Origin of the sequence: Comamonas sp. B-9, from assembly GCF_000410635.1 — a bacterium.
Lineage (GTDB): Bacteria > Pseudomonadota > Gammaproteobacteria > Burkholderiales > Burkholderiaceae_C > Comamonas.
Genome location: NZ_APCR01000352.1, coordinates 1 through 15,079, shown reverse-complemented (window position 1 = coordinate 15,079; position 15,079 = coordinate 1). Strand labels below are relative to the sequence as shown.

The following is a 15,079-nucleotide window of genomic DNA, read 5'->3' as shown; positions in this document are numbered from 1 at the left end:
GGCTCCAGCGCCAATGCGGCGGGCAGTGGCCGGGGCTCGCGCCCTTCGCGCGCAAACAGCGGCATCTGCAGCTCGGCTTCGAGCTGGGCGATCTGCATGCTGACGGCCGAGGGCACCTTGCCCAGCGCCCGGGCTGCGGCCGAGAAGCTGCCATGGTCAAGCACGGCCAGCAGGGTCTGGATGGTGTCCGAGTCAAAGGGGGCGAAGGCACTGCGCATTGATATATCAATTTTTCTGAAAGATTCTGACTTATGTTATCAGTTCATGACACATAAGATAGCGCCCTATGTCAGTTCAAAAAATACACAACAGCCCTTGGTCTCTGCAGGGGCCGATGCGGCGCGTGGTCTATGTGGCCTTGTACGAGGCCATCGCCATCGTGGCCGCCACGGCAGGCCTGTCGGCCCTCTCGGGCCAGGGCGCGGCGCACTCCGGCGTCGTGGCCGCTGCCTCGTCGGCCATCGCGATTCTGTGGAATGTCGTCTGGAACCATTTGTTCGAGCGCTGGGAGGCCACCCAGCCCACGCGCGGTCGTGGCCTGGGCCGCCGCATTGCGCATGCGCTGGGCATGGAAGGGGGTCTCGTCTTCATGCTCGTCCCCCTGTTTGCCTGGTGGTTCGAGGTCAGCCTCTGGGATGCGCTGGTGATGGACATCGGCCTGCTGCTGTTCTTCCTGGTCTACACCTTTGTCTTCAACTGGTCGTTTGACCGCCTGTTTGGCCTGCCGCAATCGGCACAGTAAGGGTCTGAAAACGCAACGGGGCGCCGTGTTACCACTGGCGCCCCGTTGCTGTTAATGGCTGTGCTTTAGCGCAGCCAGGCAATCATCAGCTGCAGCACAAAGGCATTGATGATGTCGATAAAGAACGCGCCCACCAGCGGCACGATCAGGAAGGCCTTGTGCGAGGGCCCGTACTGGCTGGTGATGGCCTGCATATTGGCCACAGCCGTGGGCGTGGCGCCCATGCCAAAGCCGCAGTGGCCGGCGGCCAGCACGGCGGCATCGTAGTTGCGGCCCATGGTGCGGAAGGTGATGAAAACGGCAAACAGCGCCAGCGCCACCGTCTGCACGGCCAGGATGAGCATCAGCGGCCCGGCCAGATCGGCCAGCTCCCAGAGCTTGAGTGACAGCAGCGCGATGGCCAGGTAGATCGACAGGCCGGCGTTGCCAAACACATCGATGGCGCGGTCAAACACCTTGAAGCCAAAGCCGTAGTCCAGCACATTGCGGATCACCACGCCGCCGCCCAGCGCCCAGACAAAGGTGGGCAGCTGCAGTATCGTGCCCTGGGTGGCGCTGGTCATGAACTCAGCAAAGGCCAGGCAGCCGGCAAACAGCGCCAGGGTCTCGATGGCGGCCTCGGCAGTGATCAGGCGCGGGGCGGTATTGGGCGTCTCGAAATTGGCGACCTGGCTGCTGTCGTTGTTTTCGGTGTGTTCGCTTACTTCTTTCTCAGTTAGTGTGCGTGGCTGGGCCAGCTGGTGGCGGGTAATCAGGCGCTTGGCCAGGGGGCCGCCCAGCAGGCCGCCGATGACCAGGCCAAAGGTGGCGCAGGCAATGCCCAGCGCGGTGGCGCCGCTCAGGCCGTATTGGTTCTCCAGCACCGAGCCCCAGGCGCCAGCGGTACCGTGGCCGCCCAGCAAGGTGATCGAGCCCGCGACCAGGCCAATGAGCGGGTCCAGCCCCAGCAGGGTGGCCAGGCCCACGCCGACACCGTTTTGCACAAAGATAAACGCGACGATCACGCCCAGAAACACCACCAGGCCCATGCCGCCCTCACGCAGCTTGGCAAAGTTGGCGCTCAGCCCGATCGACGAGAAGAACACCAGCATGAAGCTGGTCTGCATAGCGGTGGCAAAGGCCAGGGTCAGGCCGGTGGCCTGGTGCAGCGCAAAGATAAGGGCAGCCACCACCAAGCCGCCGGAGACGGGCTCGGGGATATTGAAGTCGCGCAGAAAGCGGATATGCCGCGTCAGCCACTTGCCCAGCAAGAGCACGAGGACGGCAAAGATCAGGGTGTAGTAAGCACTGAAACTCAGATGCAAGGGAATTCTCCTCAAAGAGCAGGCCTGGGCCTGTTCGAAAACAGAAAGCCGGTGTTGACTATGGGTTGGTGTTTTTTGCAGGCAAAGCGCTGCAATATGGGTGAATGCCGAAGCATCGTCTGATTGAATAGGGCTATAACCAACAACGGTGAGTGGTGTTTGCGGCTATGGACAAGTCCCCCTGCCTGTGCTCCAGCGCCCGGCCTGGCTTAAAATGCAGGGCCTTGTCCCAAGGAGCGCTGCAGCAGGCCGGTGGTACCCCATCGCAGGCCTGTCAGGCTTGGGGCAGGTCGACGGGCATGCACGGCATCGCCCGCATCAACGGCGCTCACCTGTTCTGTCTCTGTTTTCTGGTTTTCACAGGTGAGCCCCATGTCCGCGTCTGCTGCCCCCGTTTCCGTTCCTCCCATGCGCCTGTCGGGCCTGGAGCCCGTGTTTGTTGGCGAGGACAGCCTGTTTGTCAACGTGGGCGAACGCACCAATGTGACGGGCTCCAAGGCCTTTGCGCGCCTGATCCTGAATGAGCAGTACGAAGAGGCGCTGGCCGTTGCGCGCCAGCAGGTGGAAAACGGCGCCCAGGTGATCGATGTCAACATGGACGAGGCCATGCTCGACAGCAAGGCCGCGATGGTGCGTTTTCTGAACCTGATCGCCTCCGAGCCCGATATCGCCCGCGTGCCCATCATGGTCGACAGCTCCAAATGGGAGGTGATCGAGGCGGGCCTGCGCTGCATCCAGGGCAAGGGCATCGTCAACTCCATCTCGATGAAGGAGGGCGTGGACGAATTCAAGAAACACGCGCGCCTGGTCAAGCGCTATGGCGCCGCTGCCGTGGTCATGGCCTTTGACGAAAAAGGCCAGGCCGATACCTACGAGCGCAAGATCGAGATCTGCGAGCGCGCCTACCGCATCCTGGTCGACGAGGTCGGTTTCCCGCCCGAGGACATCATCTTCGACCCCAACATCTTTGCCGTGGCCACCGGCATCGAAGAGCACAACAACTACGGCGTGGACTTCATCGAGGCGACGCGCTGGATCAAGCAGAACCTGCCCGGCGCCAAGGTGAGCGGCGGCGTGTCCAACGTGTCGTTCTCGTTCCGCGGCAACGACCCGGTGCGCGAAGCGATCCACACCGTGTTCCTGTACCACGCGATCCAGGCGGGCATGGACATGGGCATCGTCAACGCCGGCATGGTCGGCGTCTATGACGACCTCGAGCCGGTGCTGCGCGAGCGCGTCGAAGATGTGGTGCTCAACCGCCGCCCCGACGCCGGCGAGCGCCTGGTCGAAGTGGCCGACAGCGCCAAGAGCGGTGCCAAGGACGACAGCAAGAAGCTGGAATGGCGCGGCACGCCCGACAGCCCCAAGACGGTGAACGAGCGCCTGTCGCATGCGCTGGTGCATGGCATCACCGACTTCATCACCGAAGACACCGAAGAGGCCTACCAGGCCATCGTGGTGCAAGGCGGCGGGCGCCCGCTGCATGTGATCGAAGGCCCGCTGATGGACGGCATGAACATCGTCGGCGACCTGTTTGGCGCCGGCAAGATGTTCCTGCCCCAGGTGGTCAAGTCGGCCCGCGTGATGAAGCAGGCCGTGGCCCACCTGGTGCCCTATATCGAAGAGGAAAAGCGCCAGCAGGAAGCGGCGGGCATGGATGTCTCGAGCAAGGGCAAGATCGTCATCGCCACCGTCAAGGGCGATGTGCATGACATCGGCAAGAACATCGTCACCGTGGTGCTGCAGTGCAATAACTTCGAGGTCATCAACATGGGCGTGATGGTGCCCTGCCACGAGATCCTGGCGCGGGCCAAGGCAGAAGGCGCGGACATCATTGGCCTGTCGGGTCTGATCACGCCCAGCCTCGAAGAGATGCAGTATGTGGCCGGCGAGATGCACAAGGACGACTATTTCCGCGTCAAGAAGATCCCGCTGCTGATTGGCGGCGCCACCTGCTCGCGCGTGCACACGGCCGTGAAGATCGCTCCCAAGTACGAAGGCCCGGTGCTTTACGTGCCCGATGCCTCGCGCAGCGTGAGCGTGGCCCAGAGCCTGCTGGGCGAGAACAAGGACCGCTACCTGCAGGAGGTGGAGGCCGACTACGACAAGGTGCGCACCCAGCACGCCAACAAGAAGAAGACGCCGCTGTGGACCCTGGCCCAGGCCCGCGCCAATGCCACCCCGGTGGACTTTGCCGCGCACCCGCCCGTCACGCCCCGCGTGCTGGGCCGCCGCGTGTTCAAGAACTTTGACCTGGCCGAGATCGCCCAGTACATCGACTGGGGCCCGTTCTTCCAGACCTGGGACCTGGCCGGCCCGTACCCGGCCATCCTGGACGATGAGGTCGTCGGTGTGGAGGCGCGCAAGGTGCTGGCCGATGCCCAGGCCATGCTCAAGAAGATCATCGAAGGCCGCTGGCTGCAGGCCAATGGTGTGATGGGCCTGTTCCCCGCCAACCGCGTGGGCGACGACATCGTGTTCTACACCGACGAGTCGCGCAGCACCGAGCTGCTGACCTGGTACGGCATGCGCCAGCAAACCGAGAAGCAGGCGGTGGACAACGTGATGCGCCCCAGCCGCTGCCTGGCCGACTTTGTCGCCCCCAAGGAATCGGGCATGGGCGATTACGCCGGCCTGTTTGCGGTCACGGCCGGTATCGGTGCCGAGAAAAAGGACAAGGAATTTGAAGCCGCGCTGGACGACTACAGCGGCATCATGTTCAAGGCCCTGGCCGACCGCCTGGCCGAAGCCTTTGCCGAATGCCTGCACCTGCGCGTGCGCCAAGACCTATGGGGCTATGCCGCCGATGAGCAGCTGAGCAACGAGGAACTCATCAAGGAAAAATACCAGGGCGTGCGCCCTGCCCCCGGCTACCCCGCCTGCCCGGACCACACCGCCAAGATCGACCTGTTCAAGGCGCTGGATGCCGCCGACATCGGCATGCACCTCACCGAGAGCCTGGCGATGTTCCCCGCCTCCAGCGTCAGCGGCTTCTACCTGGGCTACCCCGAAGCCGTCTACTTCAATGTCGGAGAAATCGGCGAAGACCAACTGGCCGATATGGCCCAGCGCCGAGGCATGGACATCGAAGTGCTGCGCCGGGCGCTGGCGCCGAATTTGGCGTAAATACAAGCCATAGGCTGTAAAACGGAAATACAAACTAAGACTTGTATTTTCGGAATACAGCCTATGGGTTGTGGCCTCACAATAGCTGCTCCTGAGTTACTGTGAATGGGGAGTACGCATGGATGAATTCATCGTCCACACCAGCCGGCAACTACCGATATTTCTGAGCGCTTTTCGCAAGGCGGCGAAGCTCACCCAGGCAGATGTGGCCATGCGCATGGGGGTGACCCAGCAGACGGTCTCTGCGATGGAACGCAATCCCAAGGCGGTCAGCGCTGAACGCTTGATGAAACTCCTGAGCGTTCTGGGCGTCGACCTGGTACTGCGGTCACACCCGGAACCGCGCGACTATGCGGGCTTTGAACTCCGGTCACTGGATGATTGGTAAAGCGCGGTTGAGGAACTGCTCGGCGTCTATTCCAACCCTCAACCCGCCAAAACCGCCTCCAGATTCGCACGCAGCGAAGTAGCACGCTCCGGCACCCGGGGCAGCGCTGCTTGGGCGATTGACTGAGCCAGTGCAGCCTCACCCAACACGACGGCGACCCGGGCCCAGGTGAGCAGGTGGGCGGGGTGCATGTCCGTGTCCTGCGCCGCCAGCCGGGCGGCATCTAGAAACGATGCAGGGTAGTCGCTGGAGGGGGCAAAAAAGGCCTGCGACTGCCGCTGCCATTCCGACACCAGAAAGGCCACCGATTCGGCCGCATCCTGTGCGCTGGCGCCATAGGCAAACTCCGCGTCTGCAGCGTTGCGAAAGCCAGCGATGACCGATCCGCGCCAGGCGCAGTCGTAGTCGCGCATCGCCTGCGGCGCGGGCAGGGTGCCACCGGCCACATCGCCCAGCGCCAACAGATGGGCGCCCAGGTTGACCTGGAACACGGCACTGCGCGGGCGGTGCTGGACCTCGACGACATGCACCACCCCACCGTCCAGCACCCGCCGGGCGATATCGCCCTGGCGGACAAAGCCTTCGGCCACAAGCTGCGGGAAGAACTGCGCGCGCAGTGCGCTGGTGGTGGTTTTGCGGTCCATGGCGGGTGGCTCTTGGGGGGTGGGGCGGCAGGTGCAGACATCGGGTGTGCTGCGCTCCCCTGCTTATAAAGCCTTTTGGGGGATGTGCTTTGTCGTCGAATCGTACATGCGAAATCTACATATCGATTGAATGAAATCGTCGTTGTCCAACGACGGTCTGCGTTCCTACACTGGGCCTCCAATCAACGTTTCGCTGGCCCGGGCATGGTGCCCTGGCGTGGGATCTCAGAAAGCATAGCTATGAAAAACAAGGCATGGGCGATGGTGGCGACCGCAGCGGTGGCAGCGCTGGCATCGGGGGCGGTGTGGGCCGATCGCCTGCAGGATATCAAGCAGGCAGGGGTGCTGCGTGTGGCGGCCTTTGATGCCAATCCACCGTTTGGTTTTGTCGATCCCAAGACGCGCAAGATCGTGGGCCTGGATGTGGACTATGCACAGGCCTTTGCGCAGCGCTTGGGCGTGAAGCTGCAGCTGGTGCCGACCAACCCGGCCAACCGCGTGCCGCTGCTGCTGTCGAACAAGGTCGACCTGGTGCTGGCCAATTTCACGATCACCGACGAGCGTGCCAAGCAGGTGGGCTTCAGCGTGCCTTACTTTGCCTCGGGCACGCAGTTCATCGCGGCCAAGGGCACGCTGACCTCGCCCGAGCAGCTGAACCAGCTGCGCATCGGTGTGGACAAGGGCACGACCAATGAGATCGTGCTGCGCGAGAAGCACCCGCAGGCGACCTTGGTGGCCTATGACGACACGCCGTTTGCGTTCACTGCGCTGCGCAATGGCAATGTGCAGGCCATCTCGCAAGACGGCCCCAAGCTGGTCGGCCTGCTGGCCACCATCAAGGACAAGAAGGAGCGCGACAAGTGGGAGGTGCCGGCGTTCACGATCTCGAGCGACTACATCGGTGTGGGCATTCCCAAGGGGGAGGCGGCGCTGACCGACTTCGTCAACACTGCGCTGAAGGAGCTGGAGGCCAGCGGCCAGGCCGGCAAGATCTACGACACCTGGTTCGGGCCGCAGAGCGCCACGCCGCTGGTGCGCAACTTCAAGATCGGCGACAAGCCATAACAGCACAGGTAGGGCGCAACCCCGCGTCTGAGAAGGCGCGGGGCTGTGCCTTTTGGGGTCGGTGTTTATGCAATTTTTGATGTCCTGGCTGGAGCCGTTGTGGCCGCACCTGCTGGCGGGCAAGTACTGGCGCTGGCTGCTGGAAGGTTGGTGCACCACGGTGCTAGCCTCGCTGCTGGTGATTGCGGCGTCCACCGTGCTGGGCATAGCCTTTGCGGTGGCGCGCAGCGCAGCCTGGGCACCGCTGCGATGGCTGGCGCTGGTCTACCTGTCGGTGTTTCGCAATACGCCGCTCCTGGTGCAGCTGTTCTTTTGGTACTTTGGCGTGCCCAGCCTGCTGCCACCAGCCTGGATGGCCTGGCTCAACCAGGCGCACAGCCTGGCGCTGGGGCCGTTCAGCCTGGGCTGGCCTTCGCTGGAGTTTGTCTCGGCCTGCATAGGCATGGTGTTCTATGCGACGGCCTATGTGGGCGAAGAGGTGCGCGCCGGCATCAACAGCGTGCCCGCCAGCCAGAGCCAGGCGGCGCGTTCGCTGGGCATGGGCGGCTGGCAGCTGCTGCGCCATATCGTGCTGCCCCAGGCGCTGGCGCGGGTCATCTCGCCGTTGATGGGCCAGTACATGAACATCGTCAAGAACACCTCGCTGGGCATGGCCATTGGCCTGGCCGAGCTGTCGTACCGGGCGCGCCAGGTGGAGGCCGAGACCTTCCAGTCCTTCCAGGTCTATGGCATCAGCACCTTGCTCTATATCGTGCTGATCGTGGTGCTGGAGCTGCTCAGCCAGCAGCTGGCCCAGCGCCGCCGCTGGGGCCGGGTGGAGGTGAGGCGCACATGAACTTTGCTGCACTGGGTGATGACTGGCTCTACTTGCTGGTCGGCACCTTTCCCGAAGGGCCGCCGGGCGGCGCCTTGCTGAGCCTGATCCTGAGCGCGGTCTCCGGCCTGCTTTCTGCCGTGCTGGGGCTGGCGCTGGGCATTGCGCTGGTGATGGGGCGGGGCCGGGCCTTGCAGTGCCTGCGGGTGCTGCTGGGTTTTTTGCGCGCCATTCCGGTGCTGCTGCTGATCTTCTGGATTTATTTTTTGCTGCCGGTGCTGTTCAACGTGGATGTGCCGGGCAGCTTCTCGGTAGTCTGTGCGCTGTCGCTGGTCAGCGGCGCCTACCTGGCCCATGGCGTGGCCGCTGGCCTGCAGGCGATTGCGCCGGGCCAGTGGGATGCCGGCGCGGCGCTGGGCCTGACGCGCTGGCAGGTGCTGCGCAGCCTCATCCTGCCCCGGGCGCTGGCGGTGATGCTGCCCTCGTTTGTGAACCAGTGGGTGACCCTGATCAAGGACAGCTCGCTGGCCTATATCGTCGGCGTGGGCGAGCTGTCTTTTTTGTCCACCCAGGTCAATGCGCGGCTGATGGTGCACCCGGCCGAGGTGTTCCTGCTGGTGGGCGCGATCTACTGGCTGATGTGCTCGGCGCTGAACCTGCTGGCCTGGGCGCTGGCGCGGCGCAGCCAGCCGCATTTGGTACGCTGAGTTGGCACGCTGATGCGGGCATGAAAAAAGGACGCCAGGCGTCCTTTTGGGGGTGAGCACTGCTGCGCCGTGCTTACTGGTTCTTCAGCTCGGTGATGTAGGCATCGCGGGCCTTCACACCGGTGGGGGTGAAGTCGGTGAACACGCCGTCGATGCCCAGGCGGTAGTAGGCCAGGAACTCTTGCACCGGGTCACCCTTGTAGATGCCGGCCAGGCGGCCCGCTTCGTTGCGGAAGGTGAAGCTGTGCACGATCAGGCCGGCCTTGTGGGCGTTGGCGATCAGGCCGGTGTCCTTCAAGGTGTTGACGTCCTTCAGGCCCGCACCATCCTTGTAGGGCACGACGGAGTGGGCCAGGATCTGGGGCTTCCAGGGGCCGATGCCGTCGGCATAGGTCTTGATCTCGGCCAGGCCGGCCGGGGTCTGCATCACGGCAAAGGTGCGGGCATCGCCAGCCAGGGTCCAGCTGTAGGGGCGGCCGCTGATGAAGGTCCATTCATCGGTGGTGATGTAGACCATCGAGCCATCCTTGAGGTCGAAGTCATTGCCATCGATCAGCTGCACGCCCTTGGCCTTCATGCCGGCCTTGCGCAGGTACTTGAGGCTCTCGGGGTCAAAGCTCTGGATGTAGACGGCCGAGTCCTTGCTGTTGAGCTTGTTCTTCTCGAGCAGCGCCATCACGGCGTCTTCAAACGGGTGGCTGCCGCTGCCGCAACCATTGGCGATCGCCTGCTGGTTGTTCCAGTAGGGGTTCTTGGTTTCCGCATACACGGGGATGGTGCGGCCCAGCGACTTGCCCTTGGCCGCAGCGATGTCGATCACATCCTGGGCGCTGATCAGCGGCAGCTTGCCGTTCCACTCGGTGGGGCGGTCGGCGCGGTTGTCCAAGGTGGTGCCGGCAATCCAGTCGCGCAGCTCCTGCATCGTGAAGTCGCTGATCGACCAGTCATTGCTGTGGTCTTCGCCGTCGACGATCAAGGCCTTGAGCACCGACTTCTGGTTGCCCGGCTCGACCAGGTCCGTCAGGTACTGGCTGGGGCCGTTGGCCGGAATGGCGGGGTATTTCACATCGACCAGCACGCCGGGCGTGGTGCGCTTGCGGGCTGCCACGGCGGCATTGGTCTTGGCCACATCGGCGATGTTGGTGCTGTCGCTCAGCCAGGCATTGTGGCGGGCCACCAGCTGGCAGTCACGCGTCATGTGCATGTCCAGCTCCAGCATGTCGGCGCCGGCATCGGCCGCCTTTTCGTAAGCCATGCGGGTCTGCTCGGGGTACATGCCCGAGTAGCCACGGTGGGCGATCACCTGGGGCTGCTTGCCGTCCAGGGTCTTGAAGCTGGGATCATCATCGCCGCCGCCACAAGCGGTCAGCAGCAGTGCGCCGCACAGGGCAGAGCCCAGCGCAGCCAGGCGAAATGTGGGTTGGTGTGTTGTCATCGTCCGTTGTCCCCAGGGTTGGTGAATCAGCAAGTGGATGGATGCTGCGGGGTCGGTATGACGGCACGGTGACAATGTAAAGCACGCGTCTGCGGCTCACAACAGGCGAGGTGTGCGGGCACTTGGCAGCTGTTGCTGCCGCCTGTAGAGAACACCCCCATCAACCGCTGCAGGCATCCAATTCCATGCACCAGCGTAGTGCAAGGCTGGGGGCTGGCCCAGTGTTTTCGATGCTGCAGCGCGGCAACTGTGGTGTTCTGTCCAATCGCCGATCAGGCGCGGCCCAGCCACCAGACCAGGCCCAGCGCCAGCGCGGCGGGCACGGCGAAGTTGACGAGCAGGATGGGTAGCTCTTGCGCGACGGTGTAGCCGGCCTTGTGGACGCCGACCCACATATTGACCAGCGCAACCCCCAGCCAGGCGGGGATGAAGTACTTGGCCGCCAGCGCGATGCTGGCCGCATCGGCGCCCCAGAGCTTGCCCAGCAGGGCAAAGACGGCCAGCAGCAGCAAGCCGGTCAGCATGACCAAAATCATATGCATGGGCAACTCCTTGTGGTGGTGGGAGGGCGGCGCCCTCCCGGCCTTATTTTGTCGTATAGCCGCCGTTGATCAGAATCGTCTGGCCGGTGATCCACCAGCCATCGCTCACCAGGTGGCGCACAAAGGGCACCACGTCTTCGATGTCGGTCAGGCCCGTCTGGCTGAACGGCGACAGCGCCGCTGCGCTCTTGTGGTAGTCCTGCGCATCGGCGCTTTCCTGGCCGTAGAAGAAGGGCGTGTCCATGGGGCCGGGGCCGACGGCGGTGACCGAGATGCCGCGTGCGCCCAGCTCCTTGGCCGCTGCGCGGGTGTAGTGCTCCACCGGCGCCTTGGTGCCCGCGTAGGAGGAATAAAACGGCGTGAACGCGCCCAGCAGCGAGGTGACCAGGGTGCAGATCTTGCCGCCATCATTCACCTGCTTGCCGGCCTCTTTCAGGAAGAAGAACGCAGCCTTGTTGTTGACCGCATCCATCTCGTCAAACTCGGCCTCGCTGATCTCGGACATCGGCTTTTTCAGCACCTTGCCCACGGTGTTGATCGCGATGTCGGGGCGGCCCAGCGCGGCCACGGTGTCGGCAAACAGCTTCTCCACGGCAGCGGCCGTGGTGAGGTCGCCTTGCAGCATCACCGCCTTGGCGCCCAGCTTTTGCAGCGCTGCCAGCGTCTGCTCGGCATCGGCCTTGCTCGCTGCGCTGTTGTAGTGGATAGCCACGGCCTTGGCGCCATGCTGGACAAAGTCGGTGGCCAGCAGGCCGCCCAGGTTCTTGGCGCCGCCGGCGATCAAAACGGTCTTGCCCTGCAGGCTGTGTTGGGGTTTGGACATGAAAAGCTCCTGGGGATAGGTCAGAGCTGTTCAGCGTAATTGGTCATGAAACAAAGATAAATATAGAATTTATTCCATGTTTATCCAGAATTTATTAACAATGAATACGCAGGATCCGGGCCATGGACCGCATTGACCTGCTGCGCATCTTTTTGCGCGTGGCCGCGACCGGCAGCTTTTCCCAGGCCGCCGACCAGCTGGCGCTGCCCCGGCCCACGGTGTCGCTGGCGGTGCAGCAGTTGGAAGCCCGGCTGGGCGCGCGCCTGCTCCACCGCACCACGCGCAAGGTGGCGCTGACGCTGGACGGCCAGGCGCTGGTGGACAGCGCCAGCAGCCTGGTCGATGAGATGCAGGACCTGGAGCAGCGCTTTCGCCCGCAGTCGTATGCCGTGGCCGGGCGCCTGCGCATCGATGTGCCCAGTCGTGTGGCGCGGCTGATCGTCGCCCCGGCATTGCCGGCGCTGCTGGCGCAGCACCCGGGGCTGGAGGTGGATCTGGGCTCCAGCGACCGGGCGGTGGACCTGGTGCAGGAGCACATCGACTGCGTCTTGCGTGTGGGCCCGCTGGCCGACAGCTCGCTGGTGGCCAAGGCGCTGGGCAGCATGGCGCTGATCAACTGCGCCAGCCCCGCCTACCTGGCCCGGCAGGGCAGGCCGCAGACTCCGGCCGATCTGGCAGCGCACCAGAGCGTGCACTACAACTCACCCACCAGTGGGCGCCCTGCCGCCTGGGCGTGGGTGGAGGGCGGCGCCGAGCACAGCATGGTGTTGTCCGGGGCCGTGGGCGCCAACCATGTGGAGAGCTATATCGCCTGCGCGCTGGCGGGCCTGGGCCTGATCCAGATACCGCGCTATGACGTGCAGGCGTATCTGCAATCGGGCGAGCTGGTAGAGGTGCTGCAGGGCTACCCGCCGCCTGCGCTACCGGTGCATGTGCTCTACCTGCACCGCGCGCAGCTGTCGCGCCGGGTGCGGGTGTTCATCGACTGGATCGAGCAGCTGCTGGTGCAGGCCGGAGCGATCGCGCCCGGCCCGGAGAGCTCCGCGTCCCGTCCATGACAAAGCGCCTCCCTGTACCAGCGGTACCAGGAGGCGCTTTGTAAGGCCCCGGGAGGCCTGATCGATCCGGCTAGGACAGCCGGGTCTTCAAGATGCGATGCGCTCAGTAGCGGCCACCGCCGTAACCACCTTGGCCGTAGCCCACGTCCGAGCGACCGCCCGAACGCGCGCCTGCGTTGCTGTAGCCACCCGCGCCTCTGGACTCTTCCCGGGGGCGGGCCAGGTTGACGACGATCTGGCGTCCGTCCACGGACCGGCCATTGAGCGCGTCGATCGCTGCCTGGGCCACATCGGCCGAGGCCATTTCCACAAAGCCGAAGCCCTTGGAGCGGCCGGTGTCGCGGTCCATCATGACTTTGGCCGAGGTCACGGCACCGAATTCGGAGAAGTTCTCCTCAAGGCTGGCGTCGGTCACGGAGTAGGGCAGGTTGCCCACATAAATTTTGCTGCTCATGTCAGAGCCTTTCTGGAAGAGGTTGCGCGATGCTTGCGCAGGGGTGGGCGATGGACTGGAGAAACCAGGCCCTATCGCCAAGGGATGGGAGGGGTTGCCTGCCGTCGATCAGCAGACCGGGGGCTTGGGCATGGACGACTGCAGCCAGCCTTGGGTCACGGCAAAGATGCGCGCCGCCTCTGCGGAGGCAAATGTCTTGTCGAAGCGGAAGACCCGGCAGTAACTGCCGTTGCCTGGTGCGCGCTGGACGGAGAAGGAGGCGCCGAAGCGGCCATTGGCGGTCGGGTGGGTTGACGGCGAAACGAGGTACTTCCCGATGGAAATAAAAGTCTTGGAAATGGGTAGCAATCTGGGGTCAGCGGCTTGGGGGGCCGGTGTGAGCGTGTAGTACGCGGTTGACTGCTGCTCTGCAGATCAACCAGGCGAATGTCGCCAGGAACGCTGGATGCCGACTTGCGGGTCCACCAGCGGGAACCAGAGGCTTGCGCAGCGGCAAATACCTCTTGAACGGCATTCACTATAAAGCAATAGTTATAAAAAGTCTAATTTTTATTAACGTTTTGCATAAAACAACGCTGCAGATCAGCGCGCACCCGCGGCGCTCAGCATCTCCACCATCGCGCTGTAGCCGCGCTGCCGGGCATGGGCCAGCGGCGTCACGCCCTCCTTGTCGGCCAGGTTCACATCGGCCTTGGCATCGATCAAGAGCTGCAGGATCTGCTGGTGGCGCGGGCCGCCATCGCTCAGCACGATGGCCTCCATCAGCGCCGTCCAGCCCAGGCGGTTGACATGGTTCACATCGACGCCGGCATTGATGAGGGTGCGCACGGTCTCGACATGGCCGCGCTCGGCCGCCGGGATCAGCGCGGTGCCGCCGTAGCGGTTGGTGCTGCGCAGGTCGGCGCCGTGGGCCAGCGTCATCTGCAGGATCTCCTGGTGGCCGCGTGCGCCGGCGTACAGGTAGGGGCTGTCTTCGATGTGGTCCTTGGCGTTCACATCGGCACCAGCCTCGATCAGGGCCTTGGCCGCTGCCACCTGGTTGCTCTGGGTCGCTACCAGCAGCGGCGTGCGGCCCTGGGCATCGCGCGCATCGAGGGCGCTGGCGCCCCCGTTTTGCAGCAGTTGCTGGATGCGGCTGCCGTTGTTGGCAGCCGCTGCCTGGTGTAGGGCGAGCGTGGTCATGTTCTGTGCGTGGGCAGGGGGTTGCGTCAGTTGAAAGGCCAGGCCAAGGCAGAGGCTGAGCAAGGGGCGCATGGGGTCTCCTTTGAACAGGTTCTTACAGCGGGGGTATGGCAGCCGCGTCCATCCCCTCCAGTTCATATACTCCCAAAACCATAGCTGGTCTTGCAGGCTTAGTGGGTGCGAAAGGGCATTCTTGCACAGGAATGCCAGATGCCGGTGGAGATGAGAGACAAGGGAGTGCAGAGACGAATGGGCGGGAGCAACGAGGGAAAGCGGCAGCGTGGCCATGCGGCGCTGCTGGTGCTGGGCGGTGTGCTGATGGCGGCGCTGGGCGTGCTGCTGCTATGGCTGTGGCTGCCGCTGCTGATAGCAGTGGCCGCAGGCGGGCTGGTGTTTGTGCTGCTGTCGCAGGTGGGCCGCATCGGCTGGCTGGTCGAGGGGCGGCACGCGCTGCGCGATCCGGCGTTGCGCATGGAGGATGGGCGGCTGCGCACGCCCGTGTGGCTGCCGTTTTACGCGATGCTGGCAGCCTTGCTGGCCACGGCCAGCGGCTGGATGGTCCTGTTCCTGTTGCCCGAGCGCCTGCACCCGGCCGAGATGCTGCAGATGGGCACAGGCCTGGCCGGCGCCATCGTGGTGCTGGTAGCGGTCTGGCTGCTGGGGCAGCTGAGCACCGGCTGGTCGCTGCTGCGCCAGGGCGAGGCCTGGAATGCCCGCCGCATGTCGCCCGAATGGTGGATCTGGGCGGCGATCGCCTTTGTGCCCGCGGCGCTGGCCATGGGCCTGATGGCGCCG

Annotated in this window: 16 protein-coding genes, 1 pseudogene and 1 riboswitch; of the genes and pseudogenes, 8 read left to right on the top strand and 9 right to left on the bottom strand. The window is 64.1% G+C overall.

Annotated elements, in window-relative coordinates; translation table 11 throughout:
* On the bottom strand, window positions 1-218 hold a 218-nt coding region (locus H928_RS0103875; RefSeq protein ID WP_027010525.1), incomplete at its 3' end, for a LysR family transcriptional regulator.
* Between the two features lie 68 nt (window positions 219-286).
* On the opposite strand from H928_RS0103875, the gene H928_RS0103870 reads away from it, so the two are divergent.
* On the top strand, window positions 287-742 hold the full coding sequence (locus H928_RS0103870) for a PACE efflux transporter (RefSeq protein ID WP_021025337.1): 456 nt from the start codon (window positions 287-289) through the stop codon (window positions 740-742).
* A 65-nt stretch (window positions 743-807) separates the two neighbouring features.
* On the opposite strand, the gene gltS is transcribed toward H928_RS0103870, so the two are convergent.
* Window positions 808-2,046: a sodium/glutamate symporter gene (gene gltS, locus H928_RS0103865; protein ID WP_021025336.1), complete on the bottom strand. Its 1,239-nt coding sequence runs from the start codon at window positions 2,044-2,046 to the stop codon at window positions 808-810.
* 225 nt (window positions 2,047-2,271) lie between these two features.
* Window positions 2,272-2,383, top strand: a riboswitch (S-adenosyl-L-homocysteine riboswitch).
* A 35-nt stretch (window positions 2,384-2,418) separates the two neighbouring features.
* Here gltS and metH point away from each other — a divergent pair.
* Both metH and H928_RS0103855 read left to right on the top strand, forming a co-directional pair.
* Window positions 2,419-5,172: a methionine synthase gene (metH, locus tag H928_RS26020; protein ID WP_084635673.1), complete on the top strand. Its 2,754-nt coding sequence runs from the start codon at window positions 2,419-2,421 to the stop codon at window positions 5,170-5,172.
* Between the two features lie 118 nt (window positions 5,173-5,290).
* A complete protein-coding gene (locus H928_RS0103855; protein ID WP_021025334.1) occupies window positions 5,291-5,560 on the top strand; it encodes a helix-turn-helix transcriptional regulator in 270 nt (89 codons plus the stop codon).
* Between the two features lie 38 nt (window positions 5,561-5,598).
* On the opposite strand, the gene H928_RS0103850 is transcribed toward H928_RS0103855, so the two are convergent.
* On the bottom strand, window positions 5,599-6,204 hold the full coding sequence (locus H928_RS0103850; RefSeq protein WP_021025333.1) for a DUF4304 domain-containing protein: 606 nt from the start codon (window positions 6,202-6,204) through the stop codon (window positions 5,599-5,601).
* Window positions 6,205-6,444: 240 nt separating this feature from the next.
* On the opposite strand from H928_RS0103850, the gene H928_RS0103845 reads away from it, so the two are divergent.
* From H928_RS0103845 to H928_RS0103835, 3 genes are all read left to right on the top strand, one after another.
* The gene (locus H928_RS0103845; RefSeq protein WP_021025332.1) at window positions 6,445-7,269 is read left to right on the top strand and encodes an ABC transporter substrate-binding protein; all 825 of its coding nucleotides are present in this window, start codon (window positions 6,445-6,447) and stop codon (window positions 7,267-7,269) included.
* A 67-nt stretch (window positions 7,270-7,336) separates the two neighbouring features.
* The gene (locus tag H928_RS0103840; protein WP_021025331.1) at window positions 7,337-8,104 is read left to right on the top strand and encodes an amino acid ABC transporter permease; all 768 of its coding nucleotides are present in this window, start codon (window positions 7,337-7,339) and stop codon (window positions 8,102-8,104) included.
* Entirely contained in the window at window positions 8,101-8,790 is a 690-nt protein-coding gene (locus tag H928_RS0103835) for an amino acid ABC transporter permease (RefSeq protein WP_021025330.1), read from the top strand. Before H928_RS0103840 ends, H928_RS0103835 begins: the two co-directional genes overlap by 4 nt.
* A gap of 73 nt (window positions 8,791-8,863) precedes the next feature.
* Here the strand turns inward: H928_RS0103835 and H928_RS0103830 are convergent, their stop codons facing one another.
* From H928_RS0103830 to H928_RS0103820, 3 genes are all read right to left on the bottom strand, one after another.
* The gene (locus tag H928_RS0103830; protein WP_021025329.1) at window positions 8,864-10,225 is read right to left on the bottom strand and encodes a glycerophosphodiester phosphodiesterase family protein; all 1,362 of its coding nucleotides are present in this window, start codon (window positions 10,223-10,225) and stop codon (window positions 8,864-8,866) included.
* A 272-nt stretch (window positions 10,226-10,497) separates the two neighbouring features.
* Window positions 10,498-10,767: a hypothetical protein gene (locus tag H928_RS0103825; protein WP_021025328.1), complete on the bottom strand. Its 270-nt coding sequence runs from the start codon at window positions 10,765-10,767 to the stop codon at window positions 10,498-10,500.
* 43 nt (window positions 10,768-10,810) lie between these two features.
* Complete coding sequence (locus H928_RS0103820; protein WP_021025327.1) at window positions 10,811-11,590, bottom strand: SDR family oxidoreductase; 780 nt, start codon at window positions 11,588-11,590, stop codon at window positions 10,811-10,813.
* 122 nt (window positions 11,591-11,712) lie between these two features.
* Here H928_RS0103820 and H928_RS26015 point away from each other — a divergent pair, with 122 nt between their 5' ends.
* Entirely contained in the window at window positions 11,713-12,648 is a 936-nt protein-coding gene (locus H928_RS26015) for a LysR family transcriptional regulator (protein WP_021025326.1), read from the top strand.
* A 103-nt stretch (window positions 12,649-12,751) separates the two neighbouring features.
* Here H928_RS26015 and H928_RS0103810 read toward each other — a convergent pair whose 3' ends face one another.
* From H928_RS0103810 to H928_RS0103800, 3 genes are all read right to left on the bottom strand, one after another.
* Entirely contained in the window at window positions 12,752-13,102 is a 351-nt protein-coding gene (locus tag H928_RS0103810) for an RNA-binding protein (RefSeq protein WP_021025325.1), read from the bottom strand.
* Window positions 13,103-13,210: 108 nt separating this feature from the next.
* Window positions 13,211-13,420, bottom strand: a complete 210-nt coding sequence (locus H928_RS33020; RefSeq protein ID WP_084635674.1) for a hypothetical protein — start codon at window positions 13,418-13,420, stop codon at window positions 13,211-13,213.
* 264 nt (window positions 13,421-13,684) lie between these two features.
* Window positions 13,685-14,356: an ankyrin repeat domain-containing protein gene (locus H928_RS0103800; protein WP_021025323.1), complete on the bottom strand. Its 672-nt coding sequence runs from the start codon at window positions 14,354-14,356 to the stop codon at window positions 13,685-13,687.
* A 177-nt stretch (window positions 14,357-14,533) separates the two neighbouring features.
* Here H928_RS0103800 and H928_RS0103795 point away from each other — a divergent pair.
* A pseudogene (locus tag H928_RS0103795) lies at window positions 14,534-15,079 on the top strand (hypothetical protein); the annotation flags it as partial.

Bases quoted from the DNA above. Each gene is read 5' to 3' on its own strand.
- H928_RS0103870 (WP_021025337.1), top strand. From the start codon at position 287: ATGTCAGTTCAAAAAATACACAACAGCCCTTGGTCTCTGCAGGGGCCG.
- metH (WP_084635673.1), top strand. From the start codon at position 2,419: ATGTCCGCGTCTGCTGCCCCCGTTTCCGTTCCTCCCATGCGCCTGTCG.
- H928_RS0103855 (WP_021025334.1), top strand. From the start codon at position 5,291: ATGGATGAATTCATCGTCCACACCAGCCGGCAACTACCGATATTTCTG.
- H928_RS0103850 (WP_021025333.1), bottom strand. From the start codon at position 6,204: ATGGACCGCAAAACCACCACCAGCGCACTGCGCGCGCAGTTCTTCCCG.
- H928_RS0103845 (WP_021025332.1), top strand. From the start codon at position 6,445: ATGAAAAACAAGGCATGGGCGATGGTGGCGACCGCAGCGGTGGCAGCG.
- H928_RS0103840 (WP_021025331.1), top strand. From the start codon at position 7,337: ATGCAATTTTTGATGTCCTGGCTGGAGCCGTTGTGGCCGCACCTGCTG.
- H928_RS0103835 (WP_021025330.1), top strand. From the start codon at position 8,101: ATGAACTTTGCTGCACTGGGTGATGACTGGCTCTACTTGCTGGTCGGC.
- H928_RS0103830 (WP_021025329.1), bottom strand. From the start codon at position 10,225: ATGACAACACACCAACCCACATTTCGCCTGGCTGCGCTGGGCTCTGCC.
- H928_RS0103825 (WP_021025328.1), bottom strand. From the start codon at position 10,767: ATGCATATGATTTTGGTCATGCTGACCGGCTTGCTGCTGCTGGCCGTC.
- H928_RS0103820 (WP_021025327.1), bottom strand. From the start codon at position 11,590: ATGTCCAAACCCCAACACAGCCTGCAGGGCAAGACCGTTTTGATCGCC.
- H928_RS26015 (WP_021025326.1), top strand. From the start codon at position 11,713: ATGGACCGCATTGACCTGCTGCGCATCTTTTTGCGCGTGGCCGCGACC.
- H928_RS0103810 (WP_021025325.1), bottom strand. From the start codon at position 13,102: ATGAGCAGCAAAATTTATGTGGGCAACCTGCCCTACTCCGTGACCGAC.
- H928_RS0103800 (WP_021025323.1), bottom strand. From the start codon at position 14,356: ATGCGCCCCTTGCTCAGCCTCTGCCTTGGCCTGGCCTTTCAACTGACG.